13 protein-coding genes and 8 pseudogenes are annotated in these 18,692 nt (G+C 29.4%); 20 read left to right on the forward strand and 1 reads right to left on the reverse strand.

Annotated features, from left to right (window positions below; genetic code table 11):
* Positions 1-167 precede the first annotated feature (167 nt).
* The 5 genes and pseudogenes from BDU_RS06315 (at position 168) to BDU_RS06335 (ending at position 4,310) form a co-directional block, all read left to right on the forward strand.
* The gene (locus tag BDU_RS06315) at positions 168-1,280 is read left to right on the forward strand and encodes a plasmid maintenance protein (protein WP_041177910.1); all 1,113 of its coding nucleotides are present in this window, start codon (positions 168-170) and stop codon (positions 1,278-1,280) included.
* 9 nt (positions 1,281-1,289) lie between these two features.
* A complete protein-coding gene (locus BDU_RS06320; protein ID WP_012539520.1) occupies positions 1,290-1,850 on the forward strand; it encodes a DUF226 domain-containing protein in 561 nt (186 codons plus the stop codon).
* Entirely contained in the window at positions 1,826-2,608 is a 783-nt protein-coding gene (locus BDU_RS06325) for a ParA family protein (RefSeq protein ID WP_012539521.1), read from the forward strand. Before BDU_RS06320 ends, BDU_RS06325 begins: the two co-directional genes overlap by 25 nt.
* 36 nt (positions 2,609-2,644) lie before the next feature.
* Positions 2,645-3,262, forward strand: a complete 618-nt coding sequence (locus BDU_RS06330; protein ID WP_012539522.1) for a chromosome replication/partitioning protein — start codon at positions 2,645-2,647, stop codon at positions 3,260-3,262.
* Between the two features lie 454 nt (positions 3,263-3,716).
* A pseudogene (locus BDU_RS06335) lies at positions 3,717-4,310 on the forward strand (ERF family protein).
* An 811-nt stretch (positions 4,311-5,121) separates the two neighbouring features.
* Here the strand turns inward: BDU_RS06335 and BDU_RS06340 are convergent.
* Positions 5,122-5,703, reverse strand: a complete 582-nt coding sequence (locus tag BDU_RS06340) for an Mlp family lipoprotein (RefSeq protein WP_012539523.1) — start codon at positions 5,701-5,703, stop codon at positions 5,122-5,124.
* Positions 5,704-5,955: 252 nt separating this feature from the next.
* Here BDU_RS06340 and BDU_RS06345 point away from each other — a divergent pair.
* The 15 genes and pseudogenes from BDU_RS06345 to BDU_RS06395 all read left to right on the forward strand — a co-directional run bounded on the left by BDU_RS06345 (position 5,956) and on the right by BDU_RS06395 (position 17,521).
* A pseudogene (locus BDU_RS06345) lies at positions 5,956-6,495 on the forward strand (DUF603 domain-containing protein).
* A 4-nt stretch (positions 6,496-6,499) separates the two neighbouring features.
* Positions 6,500-7,426 (forward strand): annotated as a pseudogene (locus BDU_RS06350) (phage terminase large subunit family protein).
* A gap of 41 nt (positions 7,427-7,467) precedes the next feature.
* Complete coding sequence (bdr, locus tag BDU_RS08710) at positions 7,468-7,995, forward strand: Bdr family repetitive protein (RefSeq protein ID WP_041177911.1); 528 nt, start codon at positions 7,468-7,470, stop codon at positions 7,993-7,995.
* Positions 7,996-8,501: 506 nt separating this feature from the next.
* The gene (locus tag BDU_RS06360) at positions 8,502-9,512 is read left to right on the forward strand and encodes a variable large family protein (protein WP_041177918.1); all 1,011 of its coding nucleotides are present in this window, start codon (positions 8,502-8,504) and stop codon (positions 9,510-9,512) included.
* A 202-nt stretch (positions 9,513-9,714) separates the two neighbouring features.
* On the forward strand, positions 9,715-10,728 hold the full coding sequence (locus BDU_RS06365; RefSeq protein ID WP_012539526.1) for a variable large family protein: 1,014 nt from the start codon (positions 9,715-9,717) through the stop codon (positions 10,726-10,728).
* 348 nt (positions 10,729-11,076) lie between these two features.
* Positions 11,077-11,670: a Vsp/OspC family lipoprotein gene (locus BDU_RS06370; RefSeq protein ID WP_012539527.1), complete on the forward strand. Its 594-nt coding sequence runs from the start codon at positions 11,077-11,079 to the stop codon at positions 11,668-11,670.
* Positions 11,671-12,191: 521 nt separating this feature from the next.
* A pseudogene (locus BDU_RS06375) lies at positions 12,192-13,135 on the forward strand (variable large family protein); the annotation flags it as partial.
* A 310-nt stretch (positions 13,136-13,445) separates the two neighbouring features.
* Positions 13,446-13,976: a Vsp/OspC family lipoprotein gene (locus BDU_RS06380; RefSeq protein ID WP_318250833.1), complete on the forward strand. Its 531-nt coding sequence runs from the start codon at positions 13,446-13,448 to the stop codon at positions 13,974-13,976.
* A gap of 153 nt (positions 13,977-14,129) precedes the next feature.
* Complete coding sequence (locus BDU_RS08715) at positions 14,130-14,264, forward strand: hypothetical protein (RefSeq protein ID WP_318250831.1); 135 nt, start codon at positions 14,130-14,132, stop codon at positions 14,262-14,264.
* A gap of 286 nt (positions 14,265-14,550) precedes the next feature.
* A pseudogene (locus BDU_RS08720) lies at positions 14,551-14,704 on the forward strand (Vsp/OspC family lipoprotein); the annotation flags it as partial.
* Between the two features lie 41 nt (positions 14,705-14,745).
* On the forward strand, positions 14,746-15,231 hold the full coding sequence (locus BDU_RS06385) for a Vsp/OspC family lipoprotein (protein ID WP_404801589.1): 486 nt from the start codon (positions 14,746-14,748) through the stop codon (positions 15,229-15,231).
* 206 nt (positions 15,232-15,437) lie between these two features.
* Positions 15,438-15,599 (forward strand): annotated as a pseudogene (locus BDU_RS08295) (variable large family protein); the annotation flags it as partial.
* A 32-nt stretch (positions 15,600-15,631) separates the two neighbouring features.
* A pseudogene (locus tag BDU_RS08300) lies at positions 15,632-16,101 on the forward strand (variable large family protein); the annotation flags it as partial.
* Positions 16,101-16,229: pseudogene (locus BDU_RS08305) on the forward strand (variable large family protein); the annotation flags it as partial. The pseudogenes BDU_RS08300 and BDU_RS08305, both read left to right, overlap by 1 nt.
* A 242-nt stretch (positions 16,230-16,471) precedes the next feature.
* A complete protein-coding gene (locus tag BDU_RS06395) occupies positions 16,472-17,521 on the forward strand; it encodes a variable large family protein (protein WP_012539529.1) in 1,050 nt (349 codons plus the stop codon).
* Positions 17,522-18,692 lie beyond the last annotated feature (1,171 nt).

Consider the following 18,692-nt stretch of genomic DNA (forward strand, 5'->3'; position numbering starts at 1 on the left):
ATTTTACATAAAAATAATATAACGAAAAATAATTTTTGTCAACTTTTTGTTATAATATTTATAATTTTTTTTACAAAAAAATATTTTTATTAAGAATAGGTTTACTTTTTAGTAACAATTGCGTTATTATGAACTCTAGTAAAACCGAATTTTTAAGGAGTTTAGTTATGGAAGACATAAAAAAGCCCATCAATAAATACCAACACAAATTAATCGTTTTAATATCAACATTAAATTATATAAATTCTACGTTTAAACAATACAATCAAAATAAAATACTATATTACTTCAATAATAACTTAAACAACAATGGCCAAAAAAAAGCTACACTCAAAACTCTACAAAGTTATTTATATAAACTAGAAAAAGAATTTCAAGTAACTAGTAACTATTACAGACATTTAGGAGAGAATTGCGGTACTGAAATTCATTATAAACTTAGATTTTCTAAAAAAATATGTCACTATAAAATCAATAGACATTTTAAAGACAAAAAAGAAGAAAGATTTCAACAACGTGCCAACTCATATCATCAACAAACATGCACTAATAATGGGAGTCTAAAGAAAAATGGGAGTGCAGAAAAATGGGAGTGTATTAATAATAATAGTAATAATAAGAATAATAAAAAGAAGAAGAAAGAGCTAAAAAAAACAGAAAGAGAAAATGCACAACTAGAAAAGTACATAAAAAAGTGTGAATTCAAAGATGATAAATATCTCTCTATTTTGAATTTAGAAACAACAAAAGAAATCAAAATAGAAAAGCTAATAGAACTGAAGAAAGAAGAGAATAAAAGAGAAAGAGAGCGAAATAAGAGCAATAGATTAATAGGAAGACAACAAGAATTAGAAAAGGCATTAGCAGAGACAAAGGAAGTATTAAAAAAAGAAGGATACGATGAAAAGCAATTAGAAACAGAAATACAAAAAGCGTATGAAAAGTATAAAGACAAGCCGCATTTTATCGTAGAGAGTAGTAAATACGGTGATTTAGGGCAGATAGTAAAAAGGATTAAGAAAACAGTCGAATGTAAGAAAAAAGGCAAAAAAGAAGACCACAAACAGATTAGAAATAATATATTTAGTATACTGATAGATCAGTTGAAGAACAAAGTAGAGGTTAAAGTTTTAGTTCCAATGTTAAGAAATTATTTAAGTAATCAGGTTGATTTGAAATATAGCCAAGTATTTAATAATCACTATTATTACGAAATTTTAGAGATGGTAGAGGGCAAAGAGCATTTAAAAATAGAAGAGTATGAAAAGATTGTTGACTAAGGATTTGTTATGGATAACGTATTAGAGCGTCTTAGAGAAAAAAAGATAGAAATTAAAGAAAAAGAAAATAAGTCTATCTTTGTAAAGATAGAAAATAAAAATGACAGAATGTTATACCATCTAAAGATAATGAAGGATATGTATATATTTAGGATTAATAAAAACCAAAAGCATAAATTTTTTGTTTCATTTAGAGGATTATTCAATCAAGAAAAAATAGGATTTATTCATTTATTTTCTCTAAAAGGAGATGACAAATTTTTAGGAATATTTTATGGATATAGGAAACCAATACAAAATATTGTAACTAGATATGAAGAGAATGGTGTTATGAAAGCATCTACTTTCTCAAAGGTTTATTATATAGAATTTAGATTTAAAAAGGGAAGCATATTTTGTTATTTAAAAGGAATTTCTTATTTAGTTAGAAAAGACAAGATAGATACACAATATTGCAAGACGTTTATCACAATACTTGAAACTTTAGAAAAACAAGTGTACGAATTTTACAATAAAAAATTGCCAAATGGGGGTATTATAAGAAAATGGATAGAAAAAAACCAGAAGTAATTACTTTTACAAATATTAAAGGAGGTGTTGGGAAAAGTACAAGTTCTATTATATTTGCTACATTGTTATCTAAAAAATATAAAGTGCTTTTGATAGATATGGATACACAAGCATCAGTGACCAGCTATTATTTTAATGAGATAAATTATCAAAATATATCAGTTTCCATTGTCAATATATATGAAGTTTTGATAGAATCGATAGATATTAATAAAGCAATAGTTGGTATTAGTTGTAATTTAGATATAATACCTAGTTATATGAGTTTATATTCTCTTAATGAAAAATATGAGTGTATTAATTGTAATAAAATTTTTGCATTAGGAGATTTGAAGTTAAAAAAACAAATTTCTTATTTAAAAGATGAGTATGATTATATAGTAATTGATACTAATCCTTGTTTGGGTTTTACGTTGAGACTAGCGTTGATACCTACTGATTATATAATAGTACCAATGACAGCCGAGCGATGGACAATTGAAAGTTTTGATTTGTTATCTGCTTATATGAGCAAATATGATTTAAAAATACCTATTTTTTTAATTGTTACTAGGTTTAAACACAATCTTACACATAAAGAGTTATTAAGTCAATTAGAAATCATGAATAATTTTTTGGGTATTGTATCAGAACGAGAGGATTTAAATAGGAGAATTGCTGAGAGTAATAGCTTTGATTTAAAAAAAGATTATATATTTGAGTATCAAAATGCTATAAATATTTTTTTATCGAAGGTTGAAGGTGTTACAAATATATAATTATGCGTTGTAACGCACAACTTAAAAGGAGGTATTATGAGTAAAAAGTTAGATTTGCAAGTTCAAAGACGAAATCTATCTGATAATATTAATCTATCAACTGAAGGTAATAATACGGGAGTAATATTAACTTCGGTAAATAGCCAAGTGGTTACAAATGAACAAAATTCATCGTTGGAATATTTTAAAGAATTAAAAAGAAAATTGATGATTAATTTAAAAGATGAGATACATGCAAAAATAACTGTTATGAAAATTTTAAAAGAAATTAATGACAAAGTACTTTATATACAAGAAGGTTATAAAACTTTTTCAGCCTTTATAGAAGAGTTTAACTTGGCTAGGACACAAGTTTATGGATATATAAGGATGGCCTCGGCTATAGATGAGGGGATTCTTAGTGAGGAGTATATAATTCAAAATGGGATTCAAAATTCTCTTCTTTTTATCAGAAGTACTAATAGTACTAATATTAAAAAATCAAGACAAAATCCGGTAAAACCATTAAGATTTCAACTTAAGAGCCAAGAAAGTTATGATTTTTATAAAAAAAATTCGAAGTTTACAAGTTTTGTATTAGATGAATTATTTATAGAAAAAAAAGATTGGCTTGAAACATTGATGAAAAAGTTCAATTCTTTGAGAGATCATTAGAATATGTGTTTTATTGTTGATTTGACGTTTTAAATACAGTATAACAATGACATTTATTTATTTAAAGACTTGCAAAGTAACAGTATTATTTTATTAGAAAAATTGGGATAATGACATTATGATAATGATAAAAAGATATACCGATCTATTTGTTGCATTTGATAAATCATTGGTTGATTTTATTTTAAATTTATTTTATTATAGTTATCACTAGTAGTTTTTCATATTAAAACTACCTGAATTCGGTTCATTCGAATAAGCCTTTAGGCCTTTGTTAAGCATTTTGAAAGCAGAGTGTTTAATTAGGGTCTAAATTTTTATTTTCAAATTTAATAAATTAACATTTTATGAAGTTTTTTTGTTGACAAAAATTATTTTTCGTTATATTATTTTTATATGAAATCGAATTTTAAAGGAGATTTAATATGAAAATAATAATATTCCAAAAACAAATATGCAAGAAACAACAAAAATTAATAACAAAAGCACAACAAACAATCAAAAGAGAATAGACTTTTTAAAGAACCTTAAAACGTTGAGAATGGGTTTGAATGGTGTAAACAAAAATCTTAATGGCTATGGGTATAAGTATCAAGATTTTAATGAAATAGTAAGGGAAGTTAAGAATTTTATTAAGGAACATGATCTAGATATTGATTTTGTACAGTATCCAACTACAAAGAGTGTTGATGGTAATTTAGTAGATGTTGTTACAACAACATTTTATAGTCCTTTAAGTGGATATTAACATTCATTTGATACATCAACACATATAAAAGAATTGAAGTCTTTTGGGATCAAAAGTCAAAATACATGGCCGCAGCTTGTGGGGTCTGCAGCAACTTATTTCAAACGTTATGCACTAGTTGCATATTTGTCAATAGAAAGTGAAGTTGATATTGATGCTAGTAATTTAGATATTGAACAAAGGAACAATAAAGAACAAATTGAAAATAATATTTCTAATAGTGAAGATAGTAGTACAGACAAACCATCTATAGATGTAACAAAAGCAAGATCAATAGAAATTAGAGTACAAAATCTTTAAATTGTTTTGAAATTTTATTTATATTTATTCTATTATCTTTAAATTTATTTTTGTTTTTTGAAATAGATATGTACGTCTTGTGTCTTTGCCTTTAGATATAAAATAAACATGATGTACTCTCATAATAGATTTATATTCATTTTCACTAATTACTATTTCTCTGATGCAAATATTACTTCGCTTCTTTGCAACATTTACACGTAAACTATAAAATACCCCATCATTATTGCTTTTTTCTTGTGATATATCAGCAAGTTTGACATTTTGTATCTCTACTCCTCTACAATCAGTTATTGATAATATGTATACGAACCATCCAGAAATTGGATCTATAGCTTGAAGTTTTGTGATGCAGCATTTTACAAGTTTTGTTGTCTTTTCATTCAGATAGAATCTTATAGGAGTGGATTTAGGTTTAGTATTTCTATTTTTAAGTTTACTTATTAACTAATGATTTTAAAAATTATAAAATGGTTAATTAATATATTAACAAATACTTATAAGTTTAGTCAATTTTTTAGCCCTTTCATTGTATGTTAAAAATGGCATGTAGTTTGATTGTAATTAGTAGAAGATATGGTTTAAATATTTTTGGAATAAATATTTAAGATACTTGTTCCTATTTTTTACAAATACTTGCTTTTTTGCTTCCTATTTTTTTGATACTCTATTTTAAGCCTAAGACTTTGTGCAATGATAATATCTTTCCTCTATCTTTCTTTTGTTAACCTACTTTTTATCATAGGTTAACATAAAGTCAACTTCCTTTACTTTTTATAAACTTTTAATTTATTACTTCCTTACAATAAAATCAAAATTTATCTTTGAGACCTGAAATATCAAGTGTTTTAAATGTTATAAAAATTTCTTCAGGATCGCTATGAGCGAGAAATATGTCCCTTAAATTTTGCACAAAGAATAAATCTATCTGGTTTTCTTTAGTTCCATATTGTTTCTTTGTATCTTGACATGAAAGATTTATGCCACAATCAATGCCATCGCTTATATATTTAATTAAAGTTTTTTCAGATGCATTTTTTGATCTTCTTTTCTCTAGCCAATTATAAGCTTCAGTCCAATCTTTATCTAGTTCTTTCTTTTTATCGGGATTCTTTTCAATCCAAGAAATCAATTTATCATAGTTTTCTACGTACGTTTGTATTTCGTCAAAATCTTTTCTTATGTCTTTACCGCTTTTATGTTTTTTGATTGCTTCTCTTGCTAATTCTGCATATTTGTTAAATCTATGAATAATGGTATTGAAATTCTTAGTTTTATATGTTTGTTGTGAGTTTGTAGTTAGTGCTAAACCTTTTCCTTCGTGTACTTTATCTGCACAAGAATAAATTAGTATTAGACTATAAATTAGTATGTGTTTTAGATATTTATACATATAATATTCTCCTTGTTTTTAAGTATACTATTAGTTATTTTGGTTTGTATAGAAATTTTAAAAAAAAAGATTTGCTTTTAATTTTATCTTTATTCTTCTATTTCACAATTACTTGATGCTTGATCTTTAAATTGTTCTAAATTATCACTATTACTTTCAAAATAACCTTTTAAACTTTGAAAGTTTAATGTTTTGTTATAAAGTTTATGTTAACTAAAATTAATTTTTGTTAAATTATAAGGTTGAAGAGATATGAATAAAGTAAAAAGAGCATATGAAGATTATGCCATGTATTTTGAAGAATGTCGATTAAATGATGCTGAAATAGCGAAAGAGCTTTGTGTTTCACGAGCTAATGTAAGTAAAATGAGACAAAAATGGGAAAGTAGTAAAGATAATCAGCAAGAGTTTTATAGTGATAATAAAGTAACCATTTGTAAAACTACTCTTAATAGTATCTTAGATTGAGTACTTGAAACCAATGCCAAAGCACGTGAGCTTAGAAGTCAATTTAGTATAACGAAAAGTCAACTTGGACTTAAGTTTATGAAGGCATTTAATAATTATTTAGAATTAGAACTTGAGGATTGTATAGAAGAAATAAATCTATTGGAGAGAGAGATTAAAATGATTCAAAATAAAGGAAATAGTAGAGAACTTCAAGATAAGAAGATTAAGCTTAAAGATTTGAAACGTGAGAAAGAAGATAAAACAATGAAATTATGTTATGAAACAATGAAGAAACTCAAAATTGCAGACTTAGATGAGAGTAGATTTAAGTTTGGAGGATAAGTAAATGGATATATATAGTAGTAGTATTTTTAAGTATATGCAAAGGGAATATAAGCGTGAATTTGGGATTGATATTGCGTCTTTTATTAAACCAAAACCAGTATTTGTTGATTTTAAAAGCTTTGAAAACAGGTTCTTAACTAAAAAACAACGTAAAGTGTTAAGTGCTATTGAAAAGAATAATCAAAACAAAGTTATTTTATCAGGTGGAATTTCAAGTGGTAAAACATTTTTGGCTTGTTATTTATTCTTAAAAACTTTACTTAAAAATAGGCATCTTTATAGTCAAGATACCAATAATTTTATATTAGGCAACTCACAGAAAGCATTAGAAATTAATGTTACAGGCCAGTTTAAAAATCTTGCTAATATGCTTAAAATACCTTTTGTTCCCAAATATTCAAATACGTCATATTTTGAAATCAATTCTTTAAGGGTTAATTTATATGGTGGAGATAATACTTCTCTTTGTGTTTTAGAGAAGGTGTCGGATAAGTATTATGCATTTATATTTCAAGATTAAAAACCAGCTGTTGATCCATATGTTATGAATACAATAAAGGTAATAATGGAGAATTTAAATGTTAATACACTTTATATTGAGGATAGAGATGATGTTAAAGGAGCTGGGGCTTTTGCATGTGAATATGTTAGACTTCGAGATAATATGGAAAATTACTTTAGAATTGCACCAACAAGACCTAAAACAGATAAATACGCAAGAATTGTTTCTTTATTAACACCATTTACTTATAACAAGATGCATTTATTAGATTATAGTAGTAGTTCTGTATTTAGTGATATTTATTCATATAATGGAAATGGCAAAGTTCATGATGATGCTCTTGATGCATTATCAGCAGCATATTTAATTTTGTCTTTAAATTATCGTGATAGAAGTCGACATTTTACTAAATTTACTTTCATTTAGCTTATAAATTATTGTATAATAATTACATAAGGAGATTCTTTATGGAGTATATGCAAATGGAACCTGTAATTACTAGACAGATGGTACTAAATGAGCTTGTAAAAGCGGGTATTAATAGAGAGATTGCAGATGATTTGTCTTATAGATATTATAAAAATGAGCTTACTACTAAAGATCTTCAATATTTAGAAAGTAATTTTAACCTTAAACTGGAAATATTAGAGCGTGGTTTAAAGGCTGAGATTAGAGAACTTGATACTAAGATTGATACCGTAGAGAATAATTTAAATATTAAGATAGATATTAAATTTACAGAACTTGATAACAAAATAGATACTGTTGAAAATAACCTAAAATCAGATATTAAAGACCTTGATACTAAAATAGATGCTAAATTTACGGAGCTTGATAATAAGATAGGTATTGTTAGGAAAGATATTGAATTGAATAAAGTGGAACTTAATAGTAAATTAAAATTACATGCTTGGATGTTTGGGACTATTATTACCATTAATGTAGGAATATTTATAGCATTAATATCTATGCTATATGCATTGTTTATAAAGTAAATTTAAATAAGTAAATATTTCTTCTATATAAAGAATAGGTTTAATTTTTTTTGCAATTTTTATAATTTTTGCTATTTCTTTAGCAAGAATAAAAAATTGATCTATAGTTATTTTTTGTATATTGAATAAGGTTAAATAAGGTTAAATAAGGTTAAATAAGGTTAAATAAGGTTAAATAAGGTTGATAGGTTGGAGGTAAAATTAGACACAATTCTAAAATCAATCTAATTAATAGGTGAATTAGTATATATTGAAATATAGTTAAGTTATTATGTAAAAATTTTGGCAAAGGGAGCAATGAAGCTCTCTTTTTTATTTGCGGTATTGTATATGTTGTATGAATAATATTCATATAAATCATCATTTATTGACTTTTTTGTTTGTTTTCTAAGAAAAGCTATGAAAGAAAGCTAAAAAAACAAGGAGGCAAGAAAATGAAAGAAGGGAAAATAAAAGGGGAAATGAAAGAGATGAGAGAAATAGAGAGAGAAAGGAGAGTGGAGAAGATGAGAGTGAGAAGAGTAAAAGGGATAGTGATGGTGATGATAATAGTGATGGGATGTAATAGTGGTGGTAAGGATCCAGAGAAAGTGTTTTTGAGTGAGATGGTAAATTTAGGGAAAGGATTTTTGGAAGTATTTGTGAGTTTTGGGGATATGATTACAGGGACGTTGGGGATAAAAGCGGAAACAAAAAAATCGGATGTTGGGGTTTATTTTACTAAAATTTCAGAGACAATGAAAGCAACAAAAGCAAAATTAAATAAAATTTTGGAACAGAATGGACATTATGAAAAAGTAAAAGAAAAGGTTGATGAATTTATCACAACAATTGATAAGATTGAGGCAGGAGCAAAAGAAGCATCTGGGGGTGCTAGTGGTAGTGATGCTATAGGTAATGCTGTTAAAGACCAGGCTGCTGTTTCTGCTGACAAAGATGTAGTAAATGTTCTTGTAAAAGGAATAAAAGGAATTGTTGGAGCAGTATTAAAAGAAAATGAAGGCAATGCTATTGCTACAAAGACTGATGGGGAACAACAAAAATCAATTGGTGGGTTATTTAGTGGGAATAAAGATGATGGGACAGATGCTGTAGCAGCTGCAGCAAGTGCAACGATAGGAGCAGTAAGTGGGACTGATATTCTTCAGGCTATTTTTAAGTCTGATGAGGTGATTGATGCTGAGGTTAAGATTGATCAAGTAAAAAATGCTGCTGAGATTGCTGCTGCTAAACAGGATAATGCCAAGAAGGAAATTACAGTAGATTCAGCAAAGAAAGATGCAGTAATAGCAGCAGGGATAGCATTAAGAGGAATGGCAAAAGGAGGCAAATTTGCGGCTAAAAATGAAGACAAATCAGTACAAGCAGTAAATGGAGTAGTAGCAAGTGCAGTAAATAAGGTGTTAAGTACCTTGGTAATAGCGATAAGGAATAGAGTGGATTTAGGATTAAAAGAGATAAATAAGGTATTGGGAGAGATTAAGCAAGTAGAAGGTTCTGAGGTTAAGTCTAATTAGTAGGTGAATTAGTATATATTGAATATAGTTGAAATTATTGGATAAGAGTATATTGATAAAGGAAAGGGAGCAAAAGAGCTCTCTTTTTTTATTTGCAGTATTGTATATAGTTTGATGAATTGTGTTTCATATAAACATCTTTGTTTCTTCTACTCCTTTAAAGATAAGCTAGAAAAAAATAAAAAATAAGGAGGCTAGAAGAATGAAGAAAGAGAAAAAAGGAGAGGGGAAAGTAAGAGTAGTGATATTAATGGTGATGATGATGGTGATGATGGGATGTAATAGTGGTGTGGTGGAAGCAGAGCAAGGAAAGAATAAGTTTTTGCAATCTTTAGTTAATGTAAGTAATGAATTTTTGAATGTTTTCACTTCATTTGGGGATATGGTGGGGAGTGTATTGGGGTTGAATGTTAATTCAAAGAAGTCAGATGTAGGGAATTACTTTAAGACGGTTCAAGATACTGTACAAGGGATAAAGGATGGGCTTAATAAAATTGTTAGCGAAATGAAGGAAGAAAAGAATCCTAATGCTGAGGCTACTGAGAGTGCGGTAAAAAAATTGTTAAGTGAAACACTAGATAAGATAATTGGTGGAGCAAAGGCTGCAAGTGAGGCGATAGGAGATGCTAGTGAACTAATTGGAAATGTAGCAGCTGATAATGCTGGAGGTACTGCTGGTGATGTTACTAAGTTAGTAGAAGGAGTTAAAAATATAGTAGAAGTGGTACTAAAAGAGGGGAAACATGATGCTGGGGATGATAAGAAGGCTAGTGATGGTTCTACTGCAAGAGGTGCTGCTGCTGATGGTGAGGCAGGAAAATTGTTTGATACTGCTAATGCAGGTACTGCGGAAAATGCAAAGAAGTCAGCAACAGATGCAGCTAAAGCTGTTGGATCGGTAAGTGGTGCTGACATATTACAAGCTATAGTTAAAAAAGGTGATCCTAAGTTAGCTAGTGCTAAAGATGGAACTATAGCAGGAGCAATAGCGTTAAGAGGAATTGCAAAAGATGGTAAATTTGCTGGTCCTAGTGCAGCTGCTGCTGAATATAATATTGGAGTAAAAAATACGGTTGTAAGTGCAGTTAATAAAGCACTAAATACACTAACTATAGCAATAAGAAAAACAGTAGATAAAGGACTAAAAACTGTGAAGGAATCTATGAAACTTAATACTGAAATTGAAAAGACTGTAGTTGGTCCTGATAAGAAATAATCTTAAATAAAACCAGTAAAATAAAATTAATACATAAATAATAAAATTATAAAAAAAAGATGCTTTCTTGCTAAAAGAGCATCTTTTTTAGATAAGATTACGAAATAAATACTAAAAAGTCATTTAAAGGAAACACTTTTCTTGTTCTTTGTTAGGCAAATAGGGAATATATTTTTCTTTTTAATAATAGAAACAATTAATGCATGATTTAAGGCAATTAAAAAAAACAATAAAAATTAATCCTGGAGATATTTCTGTAACTACTGAATTTGTTCTTACTTCTCAATAAATAATTAAGTGATATAGACAAAAGAAAAACATTTTTCTATTTATAACAGGATAGTAGTAATGATGGGATGTAATAGTGGGGGAGTAAGTGGAGAAGGGACAGGAGAAGAAGGGAAAGGAAGGAAGGGAGATGGGAGTGTAATAGATTTAAAGGGAGTAAGTAAAAGGATAAAGGATGCGGTGGAGTTTGCAGGGAAAGTAAAGGAAGTGCATGTTTTAGTTAAGTCGGTTGACGAGTTGGCTAAAGCTATAGGCAAAAAGATTGATGCTAATGGTAGTCTTGCTGATGAAGCTGGTCAAAATGGATCGTTAATTGCAGGAGTGCATAGTGTGATATCTGCTGTAAACACTAAGTTAAAAGGATTAGAAACAACAGATAACATTTCTGATGAATTGAAAGGAAAGATTGTTGCTGTTGAAACAGAAGGTAAGGCATTCTTGGATAAGTTGAAAAGTGGTAATGCTGAACTTGGTAAAAAAGATGCTTCTGATGATGATACAAAGAAAGCTATAGATAGAATTGGCAAAACGGATGGTGATAAAGGAGTTGCTGAATTGATTAAGCTTAATACGGCAATAGATGCATTGTTAAAGCTTTCTACAGATGCAATAGAAGCATTAATAGGAGAACTTACAGTTAAGCCTGCTGTGTAAAATAACTTAATATATAAATACCAAAATATTCAAGAATAATAACTTGAATAAAATAAATAAAGTTAATAGAGATAAAAAGATATTGGGAGTAATTTCTTGGTATCTTTTATTTTATAGTGTGTTAAATAGAAATATATTGCTTTATATGATTAATTTTATTATTTTTGGTTTTATTAAAATGTTCTAGTTAAAAATATTCAGTTTATTGTATAAAATTGTACAAATAAATTTCATACTATAAAAAATAGGTCTTAACTTTATTATTTTCAAATTTGTAATAGATGATAATAAAATCAATGTTCAATTTTTATATAGATATTTTTATGAATTGTTATTTATTCGTTCATTGGTTATTTGTCTTATTTTGTTTTGAGTGTCTTACTAGTATTTGAAGATAAGCTAAATAAAAAAAATAAAAAATAGGAGGCTAAGAAGGGAATATGCAGGTGAAAAAAAGCAGAAAGGATAAAAGAGGCGAGAGAAGGGATAAAAAAGAGAGGAATAATAATTGAGTGTTATAAGCAGAGGAAGGGAAGAATAAATTTTTGCAGTCATTAGTTAATGTAAGTAATGAATTTTTGAATGTTTTCACTTCTTTTGGGGATATGGTAGGGAGTGTATTGGGGTTGAGTGTTGAGAGTAAGAAATCGGATGTAGGGAAATATTTTAAGACAGTGCAGGGTACTGTGCAAGGGATAAAGGATGGGCTCTTAATAAAATTGTTAGTGAGATGAAGGAAGAAAAGAATCCGAATGCTGAGGCTACTGCTACTGCGGTGAAAACATTAATTGAGAGTAAACTAGATAAGATAATAGAAGGAGCAAAGACAGCAAGTGAGGCAATTGGAGATGCTAGTGGTCTACTTGGTGATATGGCCAATGCTGCTGTTGGTGGTACTGTTGGTGAAGTTGATAAATTAATAAATGGAATTAAAGGTATTGTGGATGTAGTCCTTAAAGAAGGAAATCCTGTTGCTGGTACTGAGAAAAAAGCTTTAGATGGGCAGACTGACAGAACTGGTGGTAATGCTGCTGATGATGAAGCAGGAAAGTTATTTAATGGTACGAATGCTGGTGCTGCTGGTACTAATGCAAAAAAATCAGCAGCTGATGCAGCTAAAGCAGTAGGAGCAGTAACTGGTGCTGATATTTTACAAGCTATGATTAAAGTTGGTGGTGGTGCTTATAAATTGGCAAATGCTAAAGATGATGATAAGCCATCTACTAAGAAAGATGTTATTATAGCGGGAGCTATAGCATTGAAAGCAATGGCAAAGGGTGGTAAATTTGCTGGTCAGGCTAATGCTGAAGATGCTATTATTGTAGTTAAAGATGCGGCAATAAGTGCAGTAACTAAAGCATTAGATATATTAACAGTAGCAATAAGAAGAAGTATTGATATAGGACTTAAGAGTGTAAAAGAAGCAATGAAAATTAATATTAATGCTACTACTGTAGCATCTTAGAATAGTGGTTCTGGTGGTCAAAATAAATAGGCAAAGTTATGTAAATAAGTAAGAAAAATAAAGTCATAAAGTGAAGATACTAAGAGTGAAGCTTTTGGTATCTTTTATTTTATAGTGTGTTAAATAGAGATATATGACTTGATATGATTAATTTTATTATTTGTGATTTTTTTAAAATGTTCTCATTATCCCATCACCATATTATCTTTGTTTGTACAATTTTATATAATAAACCGAATACTTTTGTAATAGTGGGGGAGGAATAAAGGAAGGAGAGGAAGGGAAAGGAAGGAAGGGAGATGGGAGTGTAATAGATTTAAAGGTAGTAAGTAAAAAGATAAGAGATGCGGTGGAGTTTGCAGGGAAAGTAAAAGAAGTGCATGTTTTAGTTAAGTCAGTAGATACTCTTGCTGGTTCTATTGGGAAGAAGATTAAGTCAGATGGAAAGTTTGATACTATGGCTGGTAAGAATGGATCATTGCTTGCAGGAGCATATAATATTGCGTTGGATATCAATGGTAAGTTGACGGTATTAGAGGGTAAGGCTGGACTTTCTGCTACACTGAAGGCAAAGGTTACTGCTGCGAAAACTAGTGGTGAATCATTCTCAAATAAATTAAAAACAGAACATACTGATCTTGGGAAGGAAGATGCTAGTGATGATAATGCAAAAGCAGCTTTACTTGTAACAAATGCTACTAAAAATAAAGGAGTAACTGAGCTTGAATCTCTCAATACAGCAGTTGATGAGTTAATAACAGCTGCTCAAGCTGCAGTGGAAGCTGCAATTAATGAACTTACAAATCCTGTTAATGTTGCAGCAACGGATGGTCAATCTTAATAAGGTAAGAGATAAAGAATTTGGATGTTATTGTAAAATTAGTTTTTTACTTGGAAGGTAAGTAACCGGAGCAAATAAAATCAATAGCTATAAAGCTAAGAGTGTAGTATTCTTAGCTTTTATTTTTTTTCTTGTAAAAGCTAATTAACTACTTTGTCACTTATCAGAAAAAAGGAGGTACGGAAAAAATTAGAAAAAGAAAGGATAGCAATAGATGAATTATTAAGGGCTTCTAATAAAATGGTATCGGATGTAATGGCAGAACTTGTAATTAAATCTACTATTTAAAGAAGTTAAATTATATAAATACCAAGATATTCAATTAGGATAATAACTTTAAGAAAATAAATAAAGTTGTAAATTAAAGATACTGATGAGGATACTTAGAGTTAAGTTATTTGTCTCTTTTATTTTATAGTGAAGTAGGGATATATTGCTTTATATGATTCATTTTATTATTTTTGGTTTTTAAAATGTTCTTATGAATTTTCGTTTGTCCATTCATTCATAGTTGTATTCGTTTTATTTTTTGTGTCTTCCTTATCCTTAATAAAAAAACAAGGAATCGAAAAGAATGAGGAGAGAGAAAAAAGAAGAGGGGAAAGTAAGAGTAGTGATATTAATGATGATGATGGTGATGATGATGATAGTGATGGGATGTAATAGTGGAGGAGTAAGTGGAGAAGGGACAGGAGAAGAAGGGAAAGGAAGGAAGGGAGATGGGAGTGTAATAGATTTAAAGGTGGTAAGTAAAAAGATAAGAGATGCGGTGGAGTTTGCAGAAAGTGTTAAAGAGGTTCATACTTTAGTTAAGTCGGTTGATGAGTTGGCTAAAGCTATAGGGAAGAAAGTTGGAGCTGCTGGTCTTGGTGATATAGCTGATCATAATGGAGCATTAATTGCAGGAGCATATAGTGTGATAGAAGCTGTGGATGCTAAATTAGCAACGTTGGCAGGAAAAGTGGGACTTTCTAGTGATTTAAGTACAAAGGTTAATGATGCTAAAGTTAAAAGTACAGCGTTTTTGAATAAATTGAAGAGTTCTACTGCTGAATTTGATAAGGAAGGTGCTAGTGATGCTGATTCGAAGAAGGCTCTTCTTAAAGATAATGCTGATAAAACTAAGGGGAGAGATGAGCTTGATAAACTAAATACATCAATTGATATTTTGATGGCTAGTTCTAAAAAGGAATTAGATGATTCAATCAAGAAGCTTATAGAAGAACCTGTGAGACCTGATACTGTTGGGAATTGATAAGTAGTTAAATACAATCTTATAAGAATATATTAAGATTAGTTTTTTGATTGAAGGGTAAGTAACTGGGGAAATAAGGTTAATAAATATAAAGCTGAGAGTATAGTACTCTTAGTTTTTGTTTTGTTATTAGTTAATGTAAAATTTTTAGTTTTCTTTATCTTCTCTACAGTAAAACAATAAGATAAATCTGATGATGGTATTAAGCAGGAGGGATAGCTCTACGTTCATTAGTAAAAGGTGGTAAATTAGCCTCACATAGTATTGATGATGACAAAGTATCACAATTAGTAGAATTAAGTGTAGTAAATAAATTATTGGGAATAGTAGAAGAAATAGTAAAGAGGATAGTAAAGAATGTATTTTAGAAAGTAAAGTAAGAAGTGGATAATGCAAGAGATCTAAAAGTATTAGGGAAGTAGGGAGGAGTGCCGGGGATGCATTTTTGTATTTTTAGAGTTTAGTGTCAGGGAGTTTGGGATTTAATGTAGGTAAAGATACAAAGAAAGAAGATGTAGGTAAGTACTTTAACAGTCTAGGAGAAAAGATAGGTGTTTCATCAGAAGAATTAAGAGAAAGTAGCAGTAAAAGCATCGGCAAATCTTGGTAAAGAAGGTTTATTAAATAAGGGAATAAGAGCGGCAGTTGATACTGCTAAAGACTACTTTAAGCAGATTAAAAGGGAATTTAGAATTATTAGGGCAAGTAGGTGATGACAAATTGGTAGGTTGGGCAGAAAATGATCAACAAGGAATAAAACCAGTTGATGATAGATTAAATAAAGCCTTTGATTCATTGCAAGCAATAGTAAAGTCAGCTATATATATAGGTGTTCTAGAACTAAGGACAGGAAATACAACATTAACAGTAATAAGGTGTTAAGTACGTTGGTGGTAGCAATCAGGAATAGAGTGGATGAGGGATTAAAAGAGATAAACAAGGTGTTAGTAGAGATTAAGCAAGGAGAGGGTTCTGAATCTAAAGTTAAGGCTAATTAATAGGTGAATTAGTATAATAAAGTTTATGTAATAATTATTAGGTAAAAAGGCTAGTAGAGAGAGCAATAAAGCTCTCTTTTTTTATTTGCAGTATTCAGTCATATTTTTTCCTTCTAATCCTTGAGAGATAGGCTATAAGAAAGCTAAAAAGAAAGAAAAAATAAGGAGGCGAAGAAAATGAATAGAGAAGTAAAAGAAGGAGAAATAAAAGGGAAGAGAGGGATAGAGAGAGAGTAAAGAGAATGAGAATGAAGGGAATAATATTGATGATGGTGATGATGATGGGATGTAATAGTGGGGGAGGAATAAAGGAAGGAGAAGGAGCAGCAGGAGGAGACGGGAGTGGGTTAAGAGGAGTGATGATGGAAGTAGAAAAAAGTGCGGAGCATGCATTTTATTCATTTATAGAGTTGGTATCAAGTGTCTTGGGATTGCGTGTCACTGCAGATACAACTAGGAATCAAGTGGGAGAATATTTTACAGGATTAGCAAGTGGAATAGATAAGGCTATGCAAGAATTAGTAAAAATTGGGGATAAGAGTAAAGAATCAGTTAAAGAAGGAAAAGAATCAGAATTAGATAAAGCTATTGCATCAGCTAAGGGGATATTGACAACATTAAAAGGACATATAGAGGCTTTAAAGGATATAGGTGATGGTAATAAGGTAGTTGAGGTTGGAAACAACCAAAATGGGGTGACAGCAAATTTAGATGCATTAAAATTAGCATATAAAGCATTAAAAGGGATAGTTGACACAGCTAAGACACAACAGGTTGAAGAACCAAAAAAAAGTGATGTAACAATAGCTACTGCGAGAGTAGGAGGAACTACTCCACAAAATGGGGCTAGAGTTTTGGCTAAGGACGCTAATGCAGGAGCGGCATCGGGATTAGAAGCAGCAGCAATAGTATCATCAGTAAGTGGGAAAGAAATATTGGCAGCTATTGTTGAATCAGGAGAAAGTGATGCAGAAGTGGGAGGAGTTAATGCAACTGCAAATACAAGTGCCGTTTCTTTTGCAAGAGGAGGTCAAGCAGCTAATTTGGCACAAAATGCAGCTTTAGCAGGTGCAGTGAGTGGAGGAATAGCATTACGTTCATTAGTTAAAGACGGTAAATTAGCTGCTCATAATGCAAATAACGATGAAAAAGCGGTACAATCAGCAGGAATAACAGCAGTAAATAAACTATTAGTGGCAGTGGAAGATGTAATTAAAAAAGCAGTAAAGAATATACTTGAGAAAGTGAAAAAAGAAGTAGATAAGGTAAGAAAGCCAAAAATAATTAATTAATAATAAGATAGATATTAAATTACTTAACTTAAAATTAAGAATAATAGGAGGAAATCTAGAGATAAATTTGGATTTTCTTCTACTTCTATATTATTATACTTTTATTGCAGTAATTGATAATGCGCACACTTCTTTCTGTAATCGTGAGGGAGGTGTAATTTTTGTTAATGATGTGTTACTTGATTGATGCATATGTTCTAATCAAAAATATTCGGTTTTTTTGTATAAAATTGTATGGATTATAAATGTATAGTTTATTTATAGTTGTACGATTGTGGAAAAAGATAATTAATTATAAAAGCAAATTTTAATCTACACAAAGTACTTTAATCATTTGAAGAGATTTCATGGTGCTCATTTACAGTGTGAATATAGGTATATATTAAAAATGTAAAAAAGTCTAGTGAGTCTGGTGATAGTAAAATTTTGTTATTGAATGCAGATAATGTAATATTTGTACTATATAACATTAAGATGTTGTTATGTAGTGAAATAAATAATTTTTTTAGGTTTAATTTTTAAAAAATATTTTTGTACTAATGATTATAGATAAATATATTTTTTATAAAAAATTGTAAACTATTTGCAGTATGTATACGTAAATTTTCAAATGAATTAATAAAAATTAAGTTTTCAAGACTATTTGTGAAGTAGGCCTACTTACAAGTTTGATACTTTTGTATTTTGGATGTTTTAAGATGGATTCATAATGTTTAGTAGTTATATTTGCAAGAAATAATTTTTTGAGAATACGATTAAGTTTTATATAAATAATATTAAACTTATGTTTTTTTAGGAAATAAATAGCATTTATAATGAGTGTGGAGTTGACCAAAGTATGATTTCTAATTTGTAAATTGGATGATGATGTGTAAGTAATAGTATCATGTGTATAATTAGTGATAGTAAAATTTTTTTTGGTGAATTGAGATAATGGAATACCAGAAGAAAGCAAGATACGATATATAATGGTTTGGTGTCTTAAAGATATTAAGTAGTTTTTTAGAGGTATTTATGAAATAAGTGTTAATTGTAATGTTATTTTTTGTTTGTGTTGTTGTTAGTTTTGCCCAAAGTGATGATAAGGTATCTTCTGATGTTGTAGTTACTGAAGAAAAGGTAATTAAAAAATGTTGACTTATAAAGTTAATAAAAAAGATGGGGTAGTTCC

Origin of the sequence: Borrelia duttonii Ly (assembly GCF_000019685.1) — a bacterium.
Taxonomy (GTDB): domain Bacteria; phylum Spirochaetota; class Spirochaetia; order Borreliales; family Borreliaceae; genus Borrelia; species Borrelia duttonii.